This is a genomic window from Kitasatospora sp. NPDC051914, assembly GCF_040680995.1.
In the GTDB taxonomy this organism is placed as follows: domain Bacteria; phylum Actinomycetota; class Actinomycetes; order Streptomycetales; family Streptomycetaceae; genus Kitasatospora.
On record NZ_JBFAXX010000067.1, the window covers coordinates 1 to 20,644 of the forward strand.

A 20,644-nucleotide genomic window follows, 5' to 3' on the forward strand; every position below is an offset into this window, starting at 1 on the left:
GACCTCGCCTGGCGCACCGTCAAGGCCGGCTTCAAGGTCGCCGAGGTCCCGATCACCTTCGTCGAACGCGAGCACGGCGCCTCCAAGATGAGCCGCAACATCGTCGTCGAGGCCCTCTGGCGGGTCACCGCCTGGGGCATCACCGCCCGCATCGACAAGATCACCGGCAAGCAGAAGTAACCCTCCGGGGTGACGGGAGCGCCCCGTCGCCGGGTACACCGACCGAGCGGTGTGCCACGGCGGCGGGGCGCTCCGTCGTGTCCGGGGGGAGCCTCAGCAGGTGCCGCCGGGCGGGAGCGGGGGCAGGTAGCGCTCGGCCCAGGTGCGCAGCTCGGTGAGGGCGGGGCCGAGGGCGCAGCCGGACTCGGTGAGCAGGTAGCGGACCCGCAGCGGCGGCCCCTCGTCGACCTCGCGGAGCACCAGGCCGGCCTCGGCGAGCTCGGTGAGCCGGTCGGAGAGCATGCGCTCGCTGATGCCCGGGATGGCGCGGCGGAGCTCCGCGAAGTGCGCGGGCCCGTGGCTGAGCACCGCGACGACCAGCCCCGTCCAGCGCTTTCCGAGCAGAGCGAAGACCCGGGTGATGGTGACGTCCACTCCCGTACAGGCCGGCTGGGCCGGTGCCGTTTCCTGCGCCATGCCTCCCAGGGTACTGCCCGGCGGCAAGTGACTATAGAAAAGTAAGCTGCTACTGTTGTGGAAGCTGCTCACGAAGATGCAGCCACTACCGAAAGGGAGGCACGCCATGCCCACGCTGCTGCACATCGACTCGTCCGCGCTCTCCGAGGGCTCCGTCTCCCGCGAGGTCTCCGCGGCCTACCGCGCCGCCTGGGAGGCCGCCAACCCCGGCGGCACCGTGGTCTACCGCGACCTCGCGGCCGAGCCCGTCCCGCACCTGGCAGCCGACGGCATCACCGCCGGCTTCGCCCCCGCCGAGCACCGCACCCCCGGGCAGCAGCAGGCCTTCGAGCTGCGCGAGCAGCTGATCACCGAGCTGGAGCAGGCCGACGCGGTGGTCATCGGCACCCCCATGTACAACTTCACGATCCCGTCCAGCCTCAAGGCATGGCTGGACCAGGTGATCCTGATGGGCCGCAGCGCCGGCGAGCAGCCCTCCGCGGCCGGCACCCCGGTCACCGTGATCGCCTCCCGCGGCGGCGCGTACGGCCCGGGCACCCCGCGCGAGGGCTTCGAGTTCGTCACCACCTACCTGGAGAAGGTGCTGACCGGCATGCTCGGCCTGGAGGTCGACTTCGTGGTGCCCGAGCTCACCCTGGCCCGGGTCAACCCGGCGCTGGCCCAGTTCGCCGAGCACGCGGACGCCTCCAAGGCGCAGGCGCTCAAGGACGCGGTGGCCCGCGCCGAGGCCGTCGGCGCGCGCGTGGCGGCCTGACCGGCCGGCTCGCGCCCGGGCGGCGGCCACTGCACCCGCCCGGGCGCGCCTGACCGGCGATCGGTACCCCCACCGACCAAGCTGGTACGAACGAGCGGCCGCCGCGGGCCGCCCCGCCGACCAGGGAGCCGACGTGACGCCCAACCCGCCCGACGAGACCGCCGGACCAGACCGCGCGGCCCCCGGGCCCGGGTATCCGCCGCCGGCCCCGCTGGAGATCGACGTCTTCACCGGCCCGGAGAGCGCCTTCTTCGCCACCTCCGTGCTGATCATGGGCGTGTCCACCGCGATCCTGGTGGACGCCCAGCTCACCCGCAGCGCCGGCCGCGAGCTCGCCGAGTGGATCGCCGGCAAGGGCCGCCGACTGCTGGCCATCGTGGTCACCCACCGCCACCCCGACCACTACTTCGGGGCCGAGGAGGTGCTGCGGCTCTTCCCCGAGGCGCAGCTGCTGGCCGCACCCCCGGTCGTGGACGGCATCGCCCGCACCGCCGCCGCCAAGGTCGCCGAGTGGAAGCCGGTCTACGGGGACGACATCCCCGACCAGCCGCTGCTGCCGACGCCCCTGCTGCCGCAGCCGCTGGTGATCGACGGGCAGCAGATCCAGGTCCTGCCGCTCGGCCAGGCCGACTGCGAGGACTCCACGGTCGTCCACATCCCCAGCATCCGCACCGTGCTGGCCGGCGACTTCGTCTACAACGGCACCCACGTGTGGACGGCCGACACCGACGCGTACCGGCGGATCGACTGGGCGCACAACCTGGCCCGGATCGCCGACCTCGGCGTCGACCGGGTGATCGCAGGACACCGGGCCCCGGGCGCGGACGACGAGACGCTGCGGGTGCTGTCCTTCACCGGCGAGTACCTGCAGGACTTCGACCGGGCGCTCGCCGCCCACCCGCACGACGCCGAGGCACTCGCCGCCGCGATGAACGAGCGTTACGGCGCACTCACCCTGCCGGCCATCCTCGACCTCGGTGCCGCTGCCAACACCACCCCGTCCGAGGAGGCCGAGATCGTCGACGCGGAGATCGTCGAGGAGGACTGAGGGCGGGCGTCTTCAAGGCACACGGGCGCCCCTGAATCGACTGCTCGAGTCCGGCGATACTGGCCGCATGACGGACTTCGACGTGGTCGTGCCGGCCGGGGGTGCGGCGAGCCGGCTCGGCGGGGCGGACAAGCCGGGGCTGGAGGTCGGCGGCCGGAGCCTGCTCGACCGGGTGCTGGACGCCTGCGCGGACGCCCGCACCACCGTGGTGGTCGGGCCCGCCCGCGGCACGGACCGGCCCGGGGCGGTCCGGGTGCGCGAGGAGCCGCCCGGCGGCGGCCCGGTCGCCGCGGTCGCCGCCGGGCTCGCCGCCGTGACCGCGGACCGGGTGCTGCTGCTCGCCGCCGACCTGCCGTTCCTGGACCGGCGGACGGTGCACCGGCTGCTCGACGCCCTGGACGACACCGAGGCCGAGGCCGCCGTTCTGGTCGACGCCGGGGGCCGGGACCAGCCGCTCGCCGCCGCCTACCGGACGGCCGCGCTGCGCGCCTCCCTCGCCGCCCTCGGCACCCCGGCCGGGCAGCCGCTGCGGCGGCTCACCGGCCCGCTGCGGACGGTCCGCCTCGCCGACACCGACGCGGTCGCGTACGACTGCGACACCTGGGAGGAGCTCGCCCGGGCCCGCGACCGCGAACGGCGCGAGCGCGCCGAACCCTGAGCTCACCGGTCGTCCGGGCCGGACGTGAGGAATCGGACTCGTGCCGCACACGGCGGCCGCTGCACCGCCGGCACCGGGATCGGGCAGCATGGGGCCATGGAGCGCACGCTGGATGACTGGATCGCCGAGGTCCGCACCGAACTCGGCCTGGAACTCGACGTCGACGTGCCCGGGCTGCTGGACCTCGCCCGGGTGGTCGCGCACGGGGTCGCCCGCCCCGCCGCGCCGCTGACCGCCTTCCTGGTCGGGTACGCGGCGGCCGTGCAGGGCGGCGGCGCGGAGGCGGTCGCGGCCGCCGCTGCCCGCACCTCGGCCCTCGCCGAGCGGTGGGCCGCCGAGGCACCGCCGGAGCAGGCGTGACGGGCGCCCTCGCCGACGTGGACCGCCCGCGCACCGAGCCGGCCGCAGCGCCGGCGGGAGACCGCCCCTGGCCGGTCGCCCGCCGGACGGCCGGGCTCGCCGTCGCGGCACCGCTGCCGGTCGAGGCCGTCCCGCTAGCCGCCGCACTCGGGCGCACCCTCGCCGAGCCGCTGGCCGCCGTCACCGACCTGCCGGGGTTCGACACCTCCGCGATGGACGGTTGGGCGGTCGCCGGCCCCGGGCCGTGGCGGCCCGAGGGACGGCTGCTGGCCGGCGGCACGCCCGCCCCGCTGGCGGACGGCGCCGCAGTGGAGATCGCCACCGGCGCCCAGCTGCCGCCCGGCGCCACCGGGGTGCTGCGCCGCGAGCACGGCCGCGTCGAGCACGGGCTGCTGCACGGCGCCGTCGGCCCCGGCCAGGACGTCCGCCCGCGCGGCCAGGAGTGCCGCCGCGGCGAGGTGCTGCTGCCGGCCGGCACCCGGGTCACCGCGGCGGTGCTCGGTCTGGCCGCCGCCGCCGGCCACGACCTGCTGCAGGTGCGCCGCAGTCCGACCGTCGAGCTGCTGCTGCTCGGCGACGAACTGTTGGGGTCCGGGGTGCCCGGGCCGGGCCGGGTGCGGGACGCGCTCGGCCCGCTGCTGCCGCCGTGGCTGGCCGCGGCCGGTGCCGAGGTGTGCGGGGTGCGCCGGGTCGGCGACGACCGCGGGCTGCTGCTGGAGGCGCTGCGCCGCTCGCCCGCCGACGTGGTGCTCACCACCGGCGGTACCGCCCTGGGTCCGGCGGACTTCCTGCACGGCGCGCTGGCCGACGCCGGGGCCCGGCTGCTGGTCGACGGCGTCGCCGTCCGCCCCGGGCACCCGATGCTGCTGGCCTCGCTGCCCGGCGGCCGCCACCTGGTGGGTTTGCCCGGCAACCCGCTGGCCGCTGCCGCGGGGGCGCTCACCCTGGCCCTGCCGCTGCTGTCCGCGCTGGCCGGGCGCAACCTCCCGTCGGCCCGGACGGAGCCGGCCGCGGTGGACCTGCCGGGCCACCCCCGGGACACCCGGCTGGTGCCGGTGGTGCGGACGGGCGACGGCGTGGTGCCGCTGCGCTTCGACGGGCCGGCCATGCTGCGCGGCCTGGCGCTGGCCGAGGGGGTGGCCGTGGTGCCGCCGGGCGGCCTCGCCGCGGGCGGCCGGGCCGAGGTGCTGGAGCTGCCCTGACCACCCGGTGCGGGGTCAGGCGTGGCTGTGGGCGTCCCTGATGACGATCACCCGGTCCGAGGGCTTCAGGACGGCGGCCTCCGGGGCGGCGTAGTCCAGCAGTCGGCGGCCGCGGACGACCGCCACCACGAGGTCCGCGCACTCCCGCGGGGAGCGGCCGGCCTCCTCGGTGGTCACCGGCCGCTCCGCCACGTCCAGGCCGGTGCCGTGGGTCAGCAGGTCCTCCATGACGGCGCCGGCGTGCGGGCTGAGGATCGACATGCCGAGCAGCCGGCCCGCCGAGCTGGAGCTGGTGACCACCACGTCGGCGCCGGACTGCCGCAGCAGCGGAGCGTTCTCGTCCTCCCGGACGGCGGCGACCACGGTGGCTCCGCGGTTCAGCTGGCGGGCGGTGAGGGTGACCAGCACGGCGGTGTCGTCCCGCTCCGGGGCGACCACGATCCGGGCCGCGCGGGGCAGTTCGGCCCGCATCAGGGTCTCCGTCCGGGTGGCGTCGCCGACCACTCCGGCCAGGCCGTCCATGGTGGCCTGGTCGATCGCCTTGCGTTGCGGGTCCACCACCACGATCGACGTGCGGCGGATGCCCTGGCCGAGCAGCGCGGCGACGGCGCTGCGGCCCTTGGTGCCGTAGCCGACGACCACGGTGTGGTCGCGCACCGTGGAGCGCCAGCGCCCGATCCGCCACTGCAGGCGGGTGCGCTCGGTGAGGACCTCGAGGGTGGTGCCGACCAGGATGATCAGGAACAGCACGCGCAGCGGCGTGATCACGAAGATGTTGGTCAGCCGGGCGCTGTCGCTGACCGGGGTGATGTCGCCGTAGCCGGTGGTGGAGAGGGTGACCGTGGCGTAGTACGCGGAGTCCAGCAGGTCGAGCGAGTCGTCGGCGTTGTCGTGGTAGCCGGCCCGGTCGAGCCAGACGATCAGCGTGGTGGCGACCAGGACGCCCAGTGCCAGCAGCAGCCGGCGGGAGACCTGCCGGAACGGCGGCGGGGGAGTCCGGGTGGGCAGGGACACCCGGCCGCCCGACTCCACCTCGGCGTCCTGCGATCGGCCGGTGCGGTAGGCGCGCAGCCGGGAGGTTCTGCCGTCGGGGCCGGAGGAGCGGGTGCCGTTCGTCACGGGCACCAGCATGGCGCCGCGGCGCCGCCGCGGGCCACTGCCGCGCGGGGCGGGTCCGGTGGAGACCGGGTGCCGGTCCACGGCGGGTGCGGGCCGGTGCGGCGGGCCCGGCGGTATCGTCGCCTGCGGCGGTGCGGCCGTGCCGTCGCAGGTCGGCGGTTCGCTGGAGGTCCGGTGCGGGAGCACACTGTCGTGGTCGGCTACGGCACCAAGGGCCGCAGCGCGGTCACCGCCCTGCTCGGCCAGGGGCTGCGCAAGGAGTCGATCGTGGTGGTCGACCCGCAGCGCAGGGCGTGCGACCAGGCGGGCCGGGACGGCCTGACGGCCGTGATGGGCGACGCCACCCGGACGGACACCCTGATGCGGGCCGAACTGCCGCGTGCCGAGAAGGTGGTGATCGCGCCGGACCGCGACGACACCGCCGTGCTGGTGGCGCTGACCGCACGTCAGCTGAACTCCGAGGCGATGCTGGTGGCGGCCGTCCGGGAGGACGAGAACGCTCCGCTGCTGCGGCAGTCCGGCGCCGACGTGGTGGTCACCAGCTCCAGCTCGGCGGGCCGGCTGCTCGGCATGTCGATCCTCAGCCCGCACGCCGGCGCGGTCATGGAGGACCTGCTGACGGTGGGCTCCGGCCTCGACCTCACCGAGCGCCCGGTCACCAAGGCGGAGGCCGGCCGCTCCCCGCGCGAGTGCGAGGACCTGGTGGTGGCGGTCGTCCGCGGTCGCCGACTGCTGAACTTCACCGACCCCGAGGTCGCGGTGCTGCAGCTCACCGACCGGATCATCATCGTCCGACGCAGCGTCAACCACGGCTGACCGCAGGCCGGTACCGGCGGGCCGAAGGTCGGCGGCAGTGGCGGCGCGCGTAGCGTGGCGGGCATGCGAGCCATCACCATTCCCCAGCCGGGCGGGCCCGAGGTACTGACCTGGGCGGAGGTGCCCGACCCGGAGCCCGCGGCGGGCGAGGTCCTCGTCGAGGTCGCCGCGACCGCCGTCAACCGTGCGGACCTGCTGCAGCGGCAGGGCTTCTACGACCCGCCGCCCGGCTCGTCCCCCTATCCGGGCCTGGAGTGCGCCGGGCGGATCGCCGCGCTGGGCGCGGGCGTGGCCGGCTGGGCGGTCGGCGACGAGGTCTGCGCCCTGCTCACCGGCGGCGGCTACGCGGAGCGGGTGGCCGTCCCGGCGGGCCAGCTGCTGCCGGTGCCCGAGGGCATCTCGGTGGAGGAGGCGGCGGCGCTGCCGGAGGTGGCCTGCACGGTCTGGTCGAACGTCTTCATGGTGGCCCACCTGCGTCCGGGCGAGACCGTCCTGGTGCACGGCGGTGCCAGCGGCATCGGCACGATGGCGATCCAGCTGGCCAAGGCGGTGGGCGCCCGGGTGGTGGTCACCGCGGGCGGCCCGGAGAAGCTGGCCCGCTGCGCCGAGCTGGGCGCGGACGCCGGTGTCGACTACCGGCAGCAGGACTTCGTGGAGGCCGTCCGGGAGTTCACCGGCGGTGCCGGGGCGGACGTGATCCTGGACATCATGGGCGCCAAGTACCTGCAGCGGAACGTGGAGGCCCTGGCCGTCAACGGGCGGCTGGTGGTCATCGGCCTGCAGGGCGGGGTGAAGGCCGAGCTCGACCTCGGTGCGCTGCTGCGCAAGCGCGGTGCGATCGCGGCGACCAACCTGCGCGGCCGCCCGGTGGCGGAGAAGGCGGCGATCGTGGCCGCCGTCCGCGAGCACGTGTGGCCGTTGGTGGAGTCCGGGGTGGTCCGCCCGGTGGTGCACCGGGTGCTGCCGGTCTCGGAGGCGGCCGAGGCGCACCGCCTGATCGAGCGGGGCGAGCACGTCGGCAAGGTGGTGCTGCGGCTGGGCTGACCGTGGCGCGGATGGCGGCGGGCACGGGGAGTGAGCGTACGAAATGCCCGTTTTGCCGGACTGTGTGACGCTGGTCCGGAGCTGTCCCGCCGCCGACCGCGCCACTGCGCGGCCGCCCGTCGGAAGGACCTCCCGCCGTGGCTGCACTGCCGTACGCGTTCCGCGCTCTTCCTTCCGCGTTCCCCGTCGCGTGCCGCCGGGCGGCCCTCGTCGGGGCGGGCCTCGTCCTTCCGGTCCTGCTGGCGGTTCCGGCCGTCGCCGCCGACGGTGCGGAGACCACCGGCACGCCCCGCTCCACGGCCGAGGCGGCCGTGCGGCAGGCGCTCGAACAGGCGGCCTCGGCCCTCCCGCAGCCGGTCGTACCCACTACGGTGCCGCCCTCGGCCCAGGGGGGTTCCGGCATGTCCGGACTCCCCGTCAGGCCGCCCGTGAACACCCCGGCGACCGTGCCCGAGCCGTCCGCCCCGGTCTCCTCGCAGCAACCCCCGACCGAGGCTCCGGCGAGCCCCGCCTCCCCGTCCGGCCAGGACGCGCAGCCCGGGCCCGAGGACGGCGACGACTGCGCCGAGGAGGCGGAGGAGACCGGGGACACCACGACGGAGCCGACCACCGCGCCCGCCGCCCCCGCCACCGTGCACTCCTCGCACTCCTCCGCGGACCCGGGCGCCGTGGCCGCGGCCGTCGCGCCGACGCACGGCCGGCACACCCGTTCCGCCGCCGCGGTCGGGCACCCCGCGCACGGCCGGGCCGCGGGGGCCGCCACCACCGCGGCCAGGCCCGCCGCACCGGAGTCCTCCGCCGACCTGGCCGAGGCGCTGCCCGGCGCCACCGCCGCGGCGCCCCTCCCGCAGGCCGCCGACGTCGCCGCCCCGCTGCGCTGGTCCGACCCCTCCACCCGCCAGCTGCCGCTCGGCGCCGGGCTGACGCTGATCGGCATCGGCCTGGCCATGGTGGGCCTGCGGATGCGCCGCGGCTGAGCCCGACCTCCCGCGTCCGACCCGGAACTCCCGTATCCGGGACCGGACAAGATCGCCGGGCACTCCCCGTACCGAACCCCGGTGAGGGAGAATGCCAGGCATGACGAACCCGATGAACGAGCGCTCGCTGCAGCAGGCCGTCGAGGCGTCGGGCGGACAGCCGGACGACAACCCGAAGGTGCTGATCGTGGGCCCGGACGGCATGCCGATCGGCGCCGTCCCGGGCGGACTGGGCCGGGGTGACGACCAGGGGGAACCGCGCGAACTGCCGGTGACCGAGATGGTCGAGCAGCCCGCCAAGGTCATGCGGATCGGCAGCATGATCAAGCAGCTGCTGGAGGAGGTCCGGGCGGCCCCCCTCGACGAGGCCAGCCGTGCCCGGCTGAAGGACATTCACGCCAGCTCGATCAAGGAGCTCGAACTCGGCCTCGCGCCCGAGCTGGTCGAGGAGTTGGAGCGGCTCTCGCTCCCCTTCACCGAGGACACCATCCCCACCGAGGCCGAACTCCGGATCGCCCAGGCGCAGCTGGTCGGCTGGCTGGAGGGCCTGTTCCACGGCATCCAGACCGCGCTGTTCGCCCAGCAGATGGCCGCGCGGGCGCAGTTGGAGCAGATGCGCAGGGCGCTGCCGCCCGGTCTGCACGGCATGGAGCCGGGCGAGGAGGAATCCGGTCCGGGCCGCGGAATCCGTTCGGGTCCGTACCTGTAGCGGCCCCGTGTCGCAGCTGTTCGGCAACCGCGTTGCAGGCCGGACACAGCTGCGCCCCTGCACCCGATCACGTCGGCGCGAGCCGATACCCTGGGCCCCTGCCGGTCGGCCTGCGTGCTGCCGGCGGGGGCCGGCGGCGCCGCGGGCCCGCGGACCGGGCAGGCCCCGGACGAGAGACCTGGAAGCAGGGGGACATGAGCGAGGACGGCACCACGGTCGAGGGCCACGCCCTGGGCAACGGTCGGTACGTGCTGCAGCGCCTGCTCGGGCAGGGCGGCATGGCTTCCGTGCACCTGGCGTACGACACGGTGCTGGACCGCCAGGTCGCGGTGAAGACCCTGCACACCGAGCTGGGCCGGGAGGCCTCGTTCAAGGAGCGCTTCCGCCGCGAGGCGCAGGCCGTCGCCCGCCTCCAGCACACCAACATCGTGCAGGTCTACGACAGCGGCGAGGACATCGCCGCGGACGGCGCGGCCACCCCGTACATCGTCATGGAGTACGTCGAGGGCCAGGCCCTGCGCGACGTGCTGAACGACGCGATCGCGCAGCACGGCGCGATGCCGACCGCCCAGGCGCTGAAGATCACCGCCGCGGTGCTGTCCGCGCTGGAGGCCTCGCACGACCAGGGCCTGGTGCACCGGGACATCAAGCCGGGCAACGTCATGGTCAACACCAAGGGCATCGTCAAGGTGATGGACTTCGGCATCGCCCGCGCGCTGCAGTCCGGTGTCACCTCCATGACGCAGACCGGCATGGTGGTCGGCACCCCGCAGTACCTGTCGCCCGAGCAGGCGCTCGGTAAGAGCGTCGACGCCCGTTCAGACCTCTACTCGGTCGGCTGCATGCTCTTCGAGCTGCTGACCGGCGGCCTGCCGTTCGACGGCGACTCGGCCTTCTCCATCGCGTACAAGCACGTGCAGGAGCCGCCGCCGGCGCCGTCGACGATCAACCGGGCGGTCACGCCCGCGGTCGACGCACTGGTCGAGCGTGCGCTGCGCAAGGACCCGGCGCACCGCTTCCCGACCGCGGAGGCCATGCGCGAGGAGGTCGAGCGGGTCGAGTCCGCCGCGCAGGCCGGCGGCGCGCCGCTGCAGGCCTCCACCCCGCTGGTGATCAGCGAGGGCCCGCGCTCGGTGCACGCCGCACCCTCGCTGACCAACTTCCCGCAGGTCACGGGGGACATCCGGACGCCCACCCCGCAGGTGCAGCAGCCGTACCAGCCGCCGCAGGCCAGCACGCCGCCGCCGTACCCGCAGGCCCAGGCGCCGCACACCCCGCAGCCCTTCCAGCAGGCCCAGGCGCCGCACACGCCGCAGCCCTTCCCGCAGGCCCCGCACACCCCGCAGCCGTTCCCCCAGGCGCACACCCCGCAGCCCTTCCAGCAGGCCCCGCAGCCCTACCAGACCCCGCGGCCGTTCCCGCAGCAGGCGCACCCGACCGGGCCGATGCCGGCCCAGCCCGGCCCGTTCGTGGCCAAGCCGCAGCCGGCGAACAACAACGCGGGCTGTTCGACGGCGCTGGTCGTGGTCGGCGTGATCTTCGGCGTGATCGTCCTGGCGGTGATCATCGTGCTGATCGCGGCCGCCAAGGGCGAGCAGAACAAGAACAGCACCTACGGCAGCAACTCCTCGGCACCGGTGGTCTCGCAGGTGCTGGAGCTGCCGCAGGACGGCCGGAACTGATACGCCGGCCCGAGCCGCGCGTTCCACGGTGACCGCACCGAAGCGGTAGCGTTTCACAGGACGTAACCGACAGGGCGACTGCGCGCCGAGCGAGGGCCCGGGGCGAGGAGCGATGGCACAGAGCGATCGGCCGGACGACGGCGAGGGCGCGGGCGTCCGGGCCTCCACCGAGGACGAGGCGGCCCGGGAGCCGGAGACCGCCGCGACCGAGGTCGTGCAGACCCCGGCCTTCGGGCACACCCCGGGCCGCGGCACCAAGGCCGCGCTCGGCACGGTCGGCGACGGCCGCTACCGGATCACCGGCCGGCTCGGCCGAGGCGGCATGGCGGAGGTCTTCTCCGCCCAGGACGTGCGGCTCGGCCGCACCGTCGCCGTCAAGCTGCTGCGTGCGGATCTGGCCGAGGACGAGATCGCCCGGCTGCGCTTCACGCGCGAGGCGCACGCCGTTGCCGCGCTCAACCACCACTCCATCGTGGCGGTGTACGACACCGGCGAGGAGCTGCTGGACGGCGAGTCCACGCCGTACATCGTGATGGAGCTGGTCGAGGGCCGGACGGTCCGCGAGCTGCTGGTGGACGAGGAGGCGCCGCCGGTCGACCAGGCGCTGATCATCATCGCCGGGGTCCTGGAGGCGCTCGCCTACAGCCACAAGCACGGCATCGTGCACCGCGACATCAAGCCCGCCAACGTCATCATCACGACCGGCGGCGCGGTCAAGGTGATGGACTTCGGCATCGCCCGCGCGCTCACCGGCGCGGCCACCACCATGACGCAGACCGGCATGGTGATGGGCACCCCGCAGTACCTGTCGCCCGAGCAGGCGCTCGGCCGGGCCGTCGACCACCGCTCCGACCTCTATGCGGCCGGCTGCATGCTCTACGAACTGCTGTCGCTGCGGCCGCCGTTCATCGGTGAGACGCCGCTGTCGGTGGTCTACCAGCACGTGCAGGACAACCCGGTGCCGCCGTCCCGGGCCAACGGGCGGGTGCCGGCCGAGCTGGACGAGCTGGTGCTCCGCTCGCTCGCCAAGAACCCGGACGACCGCTTCCAGACCGCCGACGAGTTCCGGGCCCATGTGCAACACGCGCTGCGCACCATGCACGGGTCGCAGGGCGCCGGCTACGCGGCCGGAGCCGCCGCGGCGGCCGCGGCCGCCGCCGGTCTGGCGGCCGCGGGGCAGGGCGGCCACGGCCGCCCCGGCCCCGAGGGCACGCCCAGCGGCGGCACCGCCGTCACCGAGCCGGTCGGCCGGACGGAGCCCGCGGACCCGACGGCGGCACTGCCCTTCCAGGTCACCTCGCCCTACCAGACGCCCTCCCGCCCCTACCAGCCGACCGGCGGCCAGGGCTACGGGGACCACGGCTACGGGGACCAGGGGTACGGCGGCGGCGACGGGCCGGGCGACTACGAGGAGGACCGGCGCAGCCCGTGGGGCTGGGTGCTGGGCGTCCTCGCGGTGCTGGTGGCGGCCGGCGTCGGCATCGGGCTGGCGCTCAGCGGCGGCGGCGGCGGGGGCGGCGGCAACACGCCGACCCAGCAGAACACGCAGACCACCGCCCCGGCGGACACCGGGCAGCCCACCGAGCAGCCGACCACGACCGTCCCGTCGCGCACCCAGAGCGAGACGACCAGGCCGACCGAGCCGACCTTCGGGACGCACTCGCCGACCGGCAGCCCGACCGCGACGGGTTCGGCCTCGCCCTCGGCCTCGCCGACGGAGACCACGTCGCCGTCGCCGACGCCGACCCAGACCAAGCCGACCCAGACGGCCCAGCCGAGCGACACCCCGACCCCGACCGCCAACCCCACGGCGACGACCTCGACCCAGTGACGCCCGGCCCGACCGGGGGCGCCACCTCGCCCGCGCCCGCGGGGTGGTGACGCCCCGCCCGGTCAGTTGGTGAAGGCGTCCAGGACCTGCTCGTACTCCTGGCACCACCAGCGCAGCTGGCCGGCCGCGGCGGGGAACAGCGGGTCGGCTCGGTGGTCGCTGCGCTGGTAGTGCCACTGCAGCATCCACAGGTCGTTCAGCCGCTCCCACCAGACCCGGTGCACGGCGGCGGCCAGCTGGGCCGGTCCGGCCCCGGAGACCTCCCGGTAGGCGCGGGAGTAGGCGCGCACCCGGCAGAGGTCCAGCACGCCGGTGTCGCGGTCGTTGAAGACCAGGGTGGCGGCCCGGACGGCCTCCTCCGCGGTGGGGTGCAGGCCGAGCTTGTCCCAGTCGAGGACGGCGGCGACCCCGCCGTCCCGGTAGAGCAGGTTGAGCCCGTGGAAGTCGCCGTGCGTCCAGCCGGTGGGCGGGGCGGCGGCCGGTACGGGGCGGCGGTGCCGGTGCGCGGAGATCAGGTCGAGCCGCTCGGCGAGGTGCTCCTCGGCGAGGGCGTCGAAGGGCTCCTGCGGCCGGTGCCGGGCGGCGAGCCGGCGCAGGTCGGCGACGAGCCGCGCGGTCTCGTCCGGGTCCGCGGCCAGTCGCCCGGTGGGCTGGCGGACGGGGGCGCAGATCTCGGCCAGCGCGCCGTGCAGCCGGCCGAGCAGCGCGCCGAGGTCGGCGCACTGCGAGGGGTCCAGCGAGGTGCCGTGCCGGTGGCCGCCCTCGATCCAGGGGAAGAGGCCGAACAACCGCTCCCCGTGCGCCACGACGGTGTCCCCGCCGAGGGCGGGCAGCGGCCGGGCCACCGGCAGCCCGCGGGCGTGCAGCGCGGTGGTGGCCCGGTGCTGGGCGGTGACCGCGTCCCGCGAGGCGGTGGCGAGGTCGACGTAGCACTTGAGGAAGTACCGGCCGTCGGTGGTGGTGACCCGGTAGCCGCGGTTCAGCAGGCCCTCGGCGACCGGTCGGACGGAGACCGGCGGTGCGGTGCCGAAGCGGCGGAGCACGCCCGCCAGGGAGGCGTCGGCGACCGGCGGGCTGAGCGTGCCGACGGGCGGGGCGGACAGGTCGGGACGGGCCGGTGCGGCGGCGTGGCGGAGCGGCCGGGTGCGGCGGGCGGCGGGGGCGAGGAGGGAGACGGTGCCCTCCCCGAGGACGGGCGGGGAGGCCGGGCTGGGAATCACGGAGTGAGCGTAATCAGCGCCCGCAGGGGTGGTTGACAGATCGTCAGCCGTGTGCTTTCGCCTCGGGCGGGAGGTTGCGGGCCACGTAGGCGGCGGCCTGGGTGCGCCGCTTCATCCCCATCTTGGCGAGCAGGCTGGAGACGTAGTTCTTCACGGTCTTCTCGGCGAGGTGGAGTTCGTTGCCGATCTGCCGGTTGGTCATCCCCTCGCCGATCAGGTCGAGGATGCGGCGCTCCTGCCTGGTGAGCCGGGCGAGCCGCTCGTCCTCCTTGCCGCTGCCCTCGCGCAGCCGTTCCAGGACGCGGCCGGTGGCCACCGGGTCGAGCAGCGAGCGGCCGGCCGCGACGTCCCGCACCGCGGTGATCAGGTCGGTGCCGCGGATCGCCTTCAGTACGTACCCTGAGGCGCCCGCCATGATCGAGTCGAACAGGGCCTCGTCGTCGGAGAAGGACGTGAGCATCAGGCAGCGCACCCCGGGCACCCGGGAGCGGACCTCGCGGCAGACCTCCACGCCGTTGCCGTCCGGCAGCCGGACGTCGAGCACCGCGACGTCGGGCTCCACCGCGGGAATCCGGGCGAGCGCCTCGGCGGCCGTACCGGCCTCGCCGACCACCTCGATGTCCGCCTCGGTGGACAGCAGATCGTGCACGCCGCGCCGCACGACCTCGTGGTCGTCGAGGAGGAATACCCTGATATGTCCGTTTCCTGTCATGGGGGAATCCTTCCACGCCACCGTGTCGAAATCCCTGCTCCCGGCCGCTCCCCGGGGGACAGACCGGCGCGGAGGACACCGAATCGATGCCCGTTACCCCCTTACGCGGAGAGCTTTGCCCGGATACCGTGCGCTGGTGTCCTGACGGCCACCGACGCGAGACCCGCACCACACCGGCGGTTCTCGCAGGGGAACAAGTAGGACGTCCTAGCGCAAGCGCGCCAAGGGGCGCCGCTGGGTAACGTTCTCGTGAGGGACGCCGTCGGAGAAGGATCACCACCTGCCGAGCAGCCGGTGCGCACACCCAGCGCGCTTTGCCCGGAGGTGACCGGACCGGTCACCGGCGACCCCGGGCGGCCGGACAGACCGAGGAGTGAACGTGACCGTCAAAAGCACGGCGAGGGCGCGCAAGAAGGCCGCCCCCGGCGTCCCTGACAACCTCCGCGCAGGCACGGGAGCCGCGCCGGAGCTCGTACAGCTGCTGACGCCGGAAGGCGACCGGGTCGAGCACCCGGACTTCCCGCTGGCGACCACCCCCGAGGAGCTGCGCGCGCTCTACCGCGACCTGGTGCTGGTCCGGCGGTTCGACGCCGAGGCCACCTCGCTGCAGCGCCAGGGCGAGCTGGGCCTGTGGGCCTCGCTGCTCGGCCAGGAGGCTGCGCAGGTCGGTTCCGGCCGTGCGATGCGTCCCGGTGACTACGCCTTCCCGACCTACCGCGAGCACGGCGTCGCCTGGTGCCGCGACGTCGACCCGCTGAACCTGCTCGGCATGTTCCGCGGCGTGAACCACGGCGGCTGGGACCCGAACGAGAAGAACTTCCACCTCTACACCATCGTGATCGGCGCGCAGACCCTGCACGCCACCGGGTACGCGATGGGCATCACCAAGGACGGCGCGGACGACGCGGTGATCGCCTACTTCGGCGACGGCGCCTCCAGCCAGGGCGACGTCAACGAGGCCTTCACCTTCGCCTCGGTCTACAACTCGCCGGTGGTCTTCTTCTGCCAGAACAACCAGTGGGCGATCTCCGAGCCCACCACCAACCAGACCCGCATCCCGCTCTACCGCCGCGCCTCCGGCTTCGGCTTCCCGGGCGTGCGGGTGGACGGCAACGACGTGCTGGCCTGCCTCGCGGTGACCCGCTGGGCCCTGGACCACGCCCGCACCGGCAACGGCCCCGTCCTGATCGAGGCGTTCACCTACCGCATGGGCGCCCACACCACCTCGGACGACCCGACCCGCTACCGCGGCTCCGAGGAGACCGAGGCCTGGAAGGCCAAGGACCCGATCACCCGCCTCAAGGCCCACCTGGAGAAGGAGGGCCTCGCCGACGACGCGTTCTTCGCCGGCATCGAGGCCGAGAGCGACGCCCTCGGCCTGAGGGTCCGCGAGGGCGTGCGCTCCATGCCCGACCCGGACCCGACTCTGATCTTCGACCACGTCTACGCGGAGCCGCACGGCCTGGTGGCCGAGGAGCGGGCCGAGTACGTGGCCTACGCGGCCTCCTTCGAGGGCGGGGAGCACAACTGATGGCAGACCGGCTCAGCATCGCCAAGGCGCTCAACGACGCCCTGCGGAAGTCGCTGGAGAACGACCCGAAGACCGTCCTCATGGGCGAGGACATCGGCAAGCTCGGCGGCGTCTTCAGAATCACCGACGGCCTGCAGAAGGACTTCGGCGAGGACCGGGTCATCGACAGCCCGCTCGCCGAGTCCGGCATCATGGGCACCGCGATCGGCCTGGCCCTGCGCGGCTACCGCCCGGTCGTGGAGATCCAGTTCGACGGCTTCGTCTACCCGGCCTTCGACCAGATCGTCTCCCAGCTCGCCAAGATGCACGCCCGCTCGCTCGGGCACGTCAAGCTCCCGGTCACCGTCCGCATGCCGTACGGCGGCGGTATCGGCGCCGTCGAGCACCACAGCGAGTCGCACGAGGCCTACTTCGCGCACACCGCCGGCCTCAAGGTGGTCACCCCCTCCAACGCGCACGACGCGCACTGGATGCTCCGCCAGGCCATCGCCTCGGACGACCCGGTGATCTTCCTGGAGCCCAAGCGGCGCTACTGGGACAAGGGCGACGTCGGCGACAGCGCCGACCTGCCGCTGCACTCCGCGCGGATCGTCCGCCCCGGCACCGACGCGACCCTGATCGCGTACGGCCCGATGGTCAAGGTCTGCCAGGAGGCGGCCGAGGCCGCCCGCGAGGACGGCCGCAGCCTGGAGGTCGTCGACCTCCGCTCGCTCACCCCGGTCGACTTCGCCACCCTCGAGGAGTCGGTCAAGCGCACCGGCCGCGGCATCGTGGTCCACGAGGCGCCGGTCTTCCTCGGCATGGGCGCCGAGCTGGCCGCCCGGCTCACCGAGAAGTGCTTCTACCACCTGGAGGCGCCGGTCCTGCGGGTCGGCGGCTACTACGCCCCGTACCCGCCGTCGCGGGTCGAGGAGTCCTTCCTGCCCGACCTCGACCGGGTGCTCGACGCCGTCGACCGCGCGCTCGGGTACTGAGAGGAGCGACGCACATGACCACCGAAGTTCGCGCGCTCCGCGAGTTCAAGATGCCCGACGTCGGCGAGGGGCTGACCGAGGCCGAGATCCTCTCCTGGTACGTCAAGGTGGGCGACACCGTCACCGACGGCCAGGTCGTCTGCGAGGTCGAGACCGCCAAGGCCGCGGTCGAGCTGCCGATCCCGTTCACCGGCGTCGTCGAGCAGCTGTTCTTCCCGGAGGGCTCCACCGTCGACGTCGGCACCGCGATCATCGCGGTGGCGGTCGCCGGTGCGGCCCCCGCGGAGGCGGCTCCGGCCCCTGCCGCTGCGCCCGCGGCACCGGCTGCGGCGGCCCCGGCCGCCGAGGAGGCCGTCCCCGAGCGCCGCGAGGTGCTGGTCGGCTACGGTCCGCGCACCGGCGGCACCCAGCGCCGGGCCCGCCGGACCACCGCCGCCGTACCGGCGGTCGCCGCTCCGGTTTCACGTGAAACACCGGCCGCCGCGCCGGCCCCGGTCGCCCCCGTGGCGCCCGCCGCCCCGGTCCAGGTGCCCGCCCAGACGGGGGAGCGGCCGCTGGCCAAGCCCCCCGTCCGCAAGCTGGCCAAGGACCTCGGCGTCGACCTGCGCACGGTCGTCCCGACCGGTCCGGACGGCGTGATCACCCGCGAGGACGTGCACGCCGCCGTGGCGCCGGCGCCGGCGCCGGAGGCTCCGGCCGCCGCCGCTCCCGCCCCGGTCGCCGCGCCCGCCGTCGTGCCGGTCGTCTCCGGCGCCGGCGACGTGCGCATCCCGGTCAAGGGCGTCCGCAAGGCCACTGCCGCCGCGATGGTCTCCTCGGCCTTCACCGCGCCGCACGTCACCGAGTTCGTCCAGGTCGACGTGACCCGCACGATGAAGCTCGTCCGCAAGCTCAAGGAGACCGGCGAGCTCGGCCAGGGCGTCCGGGTCTCCCCGCTGCTGCTGGTCGCCAAGGCGCTGCTCACCGCGGTGAAGCGGCACCCGGAGATCAACGCAGCCTGGGACGAGGCCGCCCAGGAGATCGTGATCAAGGGGCAGGTCAACCTCGGCATCGCGGCCGCCACGCCGCGCGGCCTGATCGTCCCCAACATCAAGGACGCGGGCGGCAAGACCCTGACCCAGCTCGCCGTCTCGCTCGGCGAGCTGGTGGACACCGCGCGCGAGGGCAAGACCTCGCCCGCGGACATGCAGGGCGGCTCGGTCACCATCACCAACGTCGGCGTCTTCGGCGTCGACACCGGCACCCCGATCCTCAACCCGGGCGAGGCGGCCATCCTCGCCTTTGGTGCGGTTCGGGAACTGCCGTGGGTGCACAAGGGCAAGGTGGTGCCCCGTCAGGTCACCACGCTGGCGCTCTCGTTCGACCACCGCCTGGTCGACGGCGAGCTCGGCTCCAAGGTGCTCGCGGACATCGCCGCGATCCTGGAGTACCCGAAGCGCCTGATCACCTGGGGCTGATCGCCCGGGGCCGATCCCTCGGTGAACGCCGCCGGCCCCGTCCCCTCCGTGGGGGCGGGGCCGGCGGCGTTCCGGGGACGGTCAGCGGCGCCGGAGCCGACGCGCCGTCAGGAGGATCCCGCCGCCCAGGGCGAGCAGGACCGCCGTCCCGGCCCACCCGGTGCCGGCCGGCGCGGACACGGCCGCCGGGTCTGCGGCCGGCGTGCTCACGTCCGCTGCCGGAGCGGCGGCCACTGCGGCCGCCGTCGTGCCCGCCCCGCCTGCCGCGGGGCCGCTCCGGGTGACGGTGAGTTCCGCGGCTTCCGTCCGGTCGCTGCCGGTCGAACCCGCGTAGACGTCCAGCCTGCTCAGTTCGGGCGGGGTGGCGGCGGACAGGCTCACCCGGAACAGGTAGCGCTGCGCCCGCCCGTCCTCCAGCGGCACGGCGAGCGAGGAGGTGTCGGCCACCAGCACCGGGTCGCAGGACCGGTGCAGCGCCAGCCGCTGCCATTGCCCCTGCCACATGACCTCGACGCTGACGTCCGCCGGCTGCAGGTTGGCGAGTTCGCCCTGCTGCGCCGCCGGTGCCGAGGCGAGCACGGCGAACCGGGGGGTAAGCCGCTGGTACGGCCCACCGGTGAAGTTGCCCTCCTCGACACCGATCTCCACTGCTTCCCCGCCCGCCGCCACCTCCGTGGGGAGCGGCTGGATGAAGGCCGTGACCGGGTCCTCGGCGTGCCGGGGCTCGGAGGGGAGAGCGGGCCCCGGATCGTTCCCGCAGGCCGCCCAGGCGGGGCTCCCGGTGGAGAGCACCGGGAGGGCGGTCCCGAGCAGGAGGGCGGTGGCCGCGGTCGTCGTGGCCCTGCGGACGGAACGGGAGACGGGTGTGCGCATGAGCGACCCCCTGGACGTCGGTGCCGATGGTGTGGACGGACAGGCATCCGGCGCTTCGGTCCCCCCGGCCGTTCCCGCCGGTCCCGCCCACGGTGCCCTCACCCGGATGGCCGCGCAACCCGGCACGCGGGAAGGACCGCACGGGATTTGCGAAGCGTCCCGGTCAGCGGCGGGAGAGCTTCCGGGCGGCGAACAGGACCCCGCCGCCCAGGGCGAGGGCCGCCGCGCCGGACGCGAGGAGGAATGCGGTCGGGGTGGACGGGCCGGTCTCGGCGAGCTCGGTGGCCGGGGCGGCGGCAGTGGCCGCGAGGGCCGTGGTCGCGGCCGCCGGGACGGGCGCCGCCTTGGTCGGCGTGGGCTTCGCGGTGGTGGGCTTCGCGGTGGTCGGGGCGGCGGCCGGCTTCGGGTGCTTCACGGCCAGCCGGAAGGCGGTGCGCGGGCCGGTGCTGACGTCGATCTTGTTGATCTGCTCCGGGGTCTTCGCGAGGACGGTCAGCCGGAACCGGTAGCGGTGGGTGCCGCCCGCGGGCACCGGCTCCGCGATCGACGAGGTGTCGGCCACCAGGGTCGGGTCGCAGCTGTGGCGCACCGGCAGGCGCTTCCAGGCGCCGTGGAACTGCACCTCCACCCTCACGTCCTCGGGCTGCAGGTTGACCAGCCGGCGGCCACCGGGCAGCGGCTCGGAGGCGAACAGCGCGAACCAGGGGGCCAGTGCCTGGTGCGGCTTGCCGGTGTCGTTGGCCTGCAGCAGGCCGAGCTCCACGGCGGCGCCGCCGGCGGTGACGCTCTTCGGCAGCGGCGGGAGGAACGCGCCGGGCGCAAGGGTGACGGCCTGCGGCGCCGTGGCAGCGGTGCCGTCGCCGCAGGCCGCCCAGACGGCGGTGCCGCCGGACAGGACGGGCAGGCCGACGCCGATCGTGAGAGCGGCTGCGGCGGTGACGGCGGCGTTGCGGACAAAACGGGAGATAACGGGCGCGCGCATGACTGGTCCCCCCAGGGATGTGTGCTGACGGTGTGTATGGGTGAAGGCTGCCCGGCGCA

The 20,644-nt window shown here is 74.8% G+C and carries 17 protein-coding genes and 4 pseudogenes; 15 read left to right on the forward strand and 6 right to left on the reverse strand.

Annotated elements, in window-relative coordinates; all coding sequences use genetic code 11:
- Window positions 1–180 (forward strand): annotated as a pseudogene (locus AB0M03_RS32635) (dolichol-phosphate mannosyltransferase); the annotation flags it as partial.
- A gap of 93 nt (window positions 181–273) precedes the next feature.
- Here the strand turns inward: AB0M03_RS32635 and AB0M03_RS32640 are convergent.
- The gene (locus AB0M03_RS32640; protein ID WP_363498302.1) at window positions 274–636 is read right to left on the reverse strand and encodes a helix-turn-helix domain-containing protein; all 363 of its coding nucleotides are present in this window, start codon (window positions 634–636) and stop codon (window positions 274–276) included.
- Between the two features lie 106 nt (window positions 637–742).
- On the opposite strand from AB0M03_RS32640, the gene AB0M03_RS32645 reads away from it, so the two are divergent.
- From AB0M03_RS32645 to AB0M03_RS32665, 5 genes and pseudogenes are all read left to right on the forward strand, one after another.
- A complete protein-coding gene (locus AB0M03_RS32645) occupies window positions 743–1,390 on the forward strand; it encodes an NAD(P)H-dependent oxidoreductase (RefSeq protein WP_363498304.1) in 648 nt (215 codons plus the stop codon).
- A 133-nt stretch (window positions 1,391–1,523) separates the two neighbouring features.
- The gene (locus AB0M03_RS32650) at window positions 1,524–2,438 is read left to right on the forward strand and encodes an MBL fold metallo-hydrolase (protein ID WP_363498306.1); all 915 of its coding nucleotides are present in this window, start codon (window positions 1,524–1,526) and stop codon (window positions 2,436–2,438) included.
- A gap of 67 nt (window positions 2,439–2,505) precedes the next feature.
- A pseudogene (locus tag AB0M03_RS32655) lies at window positions 2,506–3,075 on the forward strand (NTP transferase domain-containing protein); the annotation flags it as partial.
- Between the two features lie 129 nt (window positions 3,076–3,204).
- Window positions 3,205–3,456, forward strand: a pseudogene (locus AB0M03_RS32660) (DUF6457 domain-containing protein); the annotation flags it as partial.
- Between the two features lie 17 nt (window positions 3,457–3,473).
- Entirely contained in the window at window positions 3,474–4,658 is a 1,185-nt protein-coding gene (locus AB0M03_RS32665) for a molybdopterin molybdotransferase MoeA (protein WP_363498374.1), read from the forward strand.
- A 15-nt stretch (window positions 4,659–4,673) separates the two neighbouring features.
- On the opposite strand, the gene AB0M03_RS32670 is transcribed toward AB0M03_RS32665, so the two are convergent.
- Window positions 4,674–5,729, reverse strand: coding sequence for an NAD-binding protein (locus AB0M03_RS32670; RefSeq protein ID WP_363498377.1), 1,056 nt, complete (start codon window positions 5,727–5,729; stop codon window positions 4,674–4,676).
- A gap of 222 nt (window positions 5,730–5,951) precedes the next feature.
- Here AB0M03_RS32670 and AB0M03_RS32675 point away from each other — a divergent pair.
- The 6 genes and pseudogenes from AB0M03_RS32675 to AB0M03_RS32700 all read left to right on the forward strand — a co-directional run.
- Window positions 5,952–6,593: pseudogene (locus tag AB0M03_RS32675) on the forward strand (NAD(P)-binding protein); the annotation flags it as partial.
- 63 nt (window positions 6,594–6,656) lie between these two features.
- On the forward strand, window positions 6,657–7,637 hold the full coding sequence (locus AB0M03_RS32680) for an NAD(P)H-quinone oxidoreductase (protein ID WP_363498308.1): 981 nt from the start codon (window positions 6,657–6,659) through the stop codon (window positions 7,635–7,637).
- Window positions 7,638–7,774: 137 nt separating this feature from the next.
- Complete coding sequence (locus AB0M03_RS32685) at window positions 7,775–8,614, forward strand: hypothetical protein (RefSeq protein ID WP_363498310.1); 840 nt, start codon at window positions 7,775–7,777, stop codon at window positions 8,612–8,614.
- Between the two features lie 112 nt (window positions 8,615–8,726).
- The gene (locus tag AB0M03_RS32690) at window positions 8,727–9,323 is read left to right on the forward strand and encodes a bacterial proteasome activator family protein (protein ID WP_363498380.1); all 597 of its coding nucleotides are present in this window, start codon (window positions 8,727–8,729) and stop codon (window positions 9,321–9,323) included.
- A gap of 194 nt (window positions 9,324–9,517) precedes the next feature.
- Window positions 9,518–11,005 (forward strand): protein kinase, encoded by a 1,488-nt coding sequence (locus AB0M03_RS32695; RefSeq protein WP_363498313.1) that lies wholly within the window; start codon window positions 9,518–9,520, stop codon window positions 11,003–11,005.
- A 322-nt stretch (window positions 11,006–11,327) separates the two neighbouring features.
- Window positions 11,328–12,836, forward strand: a complete 1,509-nt coding sequence (locus AB0M03_RS32700) for a protein kinase (protein WP_363498383.1) — start codon at window positions 11,328–11,330, stop codon at window positions 12,834–12,836.
- Window positions 12,837–12,898: 62 nt separating this feature from the next.
- Here AB0M03_RS32700 and AB0M03_RS32705 read toward each other — a convergent pair whose 3' ends face one another.
- Window positions 12,899–13,939 (reverse strand): phosphotransferase, encoded by a 1,041-nt coding sequence (locus AB0M03_RS32705; RefSeq protein WP_363498386.1) that lies wholly within the window; start codon window positions 13,937–13,939, stop codon window positions 12,899–12,901.
- A 160-nt stretch (window positions 13,940–14,099) separates the two neighbouring features.
- On the reverse strand, window positions 14,100–14,768 hold the full coding sequence (locus AB0M03_RS32710) for a response regulator transcription factor (RefSeq protein ID WP_363498315.1): 669 nt from the start codon (window positions 14,766–14,768) through the stop codon (window positions 14,100–14,102).
- Between the two features lie 373 nt (window positions 14,769–15,141).
- Between AB0M03_RS32710 and pdhA the strand changes: the two genes are divergently transcribed.
- Genes pdhA through AB0M03_RS32725 form a run of 3 tightly spaced genes read left to right on the forward strand, consistent with a single transcriptional unit; the run spans window position 15,142 to window position 18,730 of the window.
- Window positions 15,142–16,299: a pyruvate dehydrogenase (acetyl-transferring) E1 component subunit alpha gene (pdhA, locus tag AB0M03_RS32715; RefSeq protein WP_363498318.1), complete on the forward strand. Its 1,158-nt coding sequence runs from the start codon at window positions 15,142–15,144 to the stop codon at window positions 16,297–16,299.
- Window positions 16,299–17,273 (forward strand): alpha-ketoacid dehydrogenase subunit beta, encoded by a 975-nt coding sequence (locus AB0M03_RS32720; RefSeq protein WP_363498320.1) that lies wholly within the window; start codon window positions 16,299–16,301, stop codon window positions 17,271–17,273. The genes pdhA and AB0M03_RS32720 overlap by 1 nt, the downstream gene beginning before the upstream one ends.
- A 14-nt stretch (window positions 17,274–17,287) precedes the next feature.
- A complete protein-coding gene (locus AB0M03_RS32725; RefSeq protein WP_363498323.1) occupies window positions 17,288–18,730 on the forward strand; it encodes a dihydrolipoamide acetyltransferase family protein in 1,443 nt (480 codons plus the stop codon).
- An 81-nt stretch (window positions 18,731–18,811) separates the two neighbouring features.
- Here AB0M03_RS32725 and AB0M03_RS32730 read toward each other — a convergent pair whose 3' ends face one another.
- Complete coding sequence (locus tag AB0M03_RS32730; protein ID WP_363498326.1) at window positions 18,812–19,603, reverse strand: hypothetical protein; 792 nt, start codon at window positions 19,601–19,603, stop codon at window positions 18,812–18,814.
- A 163-nt stretch (window positions 19,604–19,766) separates the two neighbouring features.
- Entirely contained in the window at window positions 19,767–20,585 is an 819-nt protein-coding gene (locus AB0M03_RS32735; RefSeq protein ID WP_363498329.1) for an LPXTG cell wall anchor domain-containing protein, read from the reverse strand.
- Window positions 20,586–20,644: the final 59 nt, after the last annotated feature.

What these genes read in the sequence shown, in the direction of transcription:
- AB0M03_RS32640 (WP_363498302.1), bottom strand. Translation starts at nt 636, where the DNA reads ATGGCGCAGGAAACGGCACCGGCCCAGCCGGCCTGTACGGGAGTGGAC.
- AB0M03_RS32645 (WP_363498304.1), top strand. Translation starts at nt 743, where the DNA reads ATGCCCACGCTGCTGCACATCGACTCGTCCGCGCTCTCCGAGGGCTCC.
- AB0M03_RS32680 (WP_363498308.1), top strand. Translation starts at nt 6,657, where the DNA reads ATGCGAGCCATCACCATTCCCCAGCCGGGCGGGCCCGAGGTACTGACC.
- AB0M03_RS32690 (WP_363498380.1), top strand. Translation starts at nt 8,727, where the DNA reads ATGAACGAGCGCTCGCTGCAGCAGGCCGTCGAGGCGTCGGGCGGACAG.
- AB0M03_RS32695 (WP_363498313.1), top strand. Translation starts at nt 9,518, where the DNA reads ATGAGCGAGGACGGCACCACGGTCGAGGGCCACGCCCTGGGCAACGGT.
- AB0M03_RS32700 (WP_363498383.1), top strand. Translation starts at nt 11,328, where the DNA reads ATGGCGGAGGTCTTCTCCGCCCAGGACGTGCGGCTCGGCCGCACCGTC.
- AB0M03_RS32710 (WP_363498315.1), bottom strand. Translation starts at nt 14,768, where the DNA reads ATGACAGGAAACGGACATATCAGGGTATTCCTCCTCGACGACCACGAG.
- AB0M03_RS32720 (WP_363498320.1), top strand. Translation starts at nt 16,299, where the DNA reads ATGGCAGACCGGCTCAGCATCGCCAAGGCGCTCAACGACGCCCTGCGG.
- AB0M03_RS32725 (WP_363498323.1), top strand. Translation starts at nt 17,288, where the DNA reads ATGACCACCGAAGTTCGCGCGCTCCGCGAGTTCAAGATGCCCGACGTC.
- AB0M03_RS32730 (WP_363498326.1), bottom strand. Translation starts at nt 19,603, where the DNA reads ATGCGCACACCCGTCTCCCGTTCCGTCCGCAGGGCCACGACGACCGCG.
- AB0M03_RS32735 (WP_363498329.1), bottom strand. Translation starts at nt 20,585, where the DNA reads ATGCGCGCGCCCGTTATCTCCCGTTTTGTCCGCAACGCCGCCGTCACC.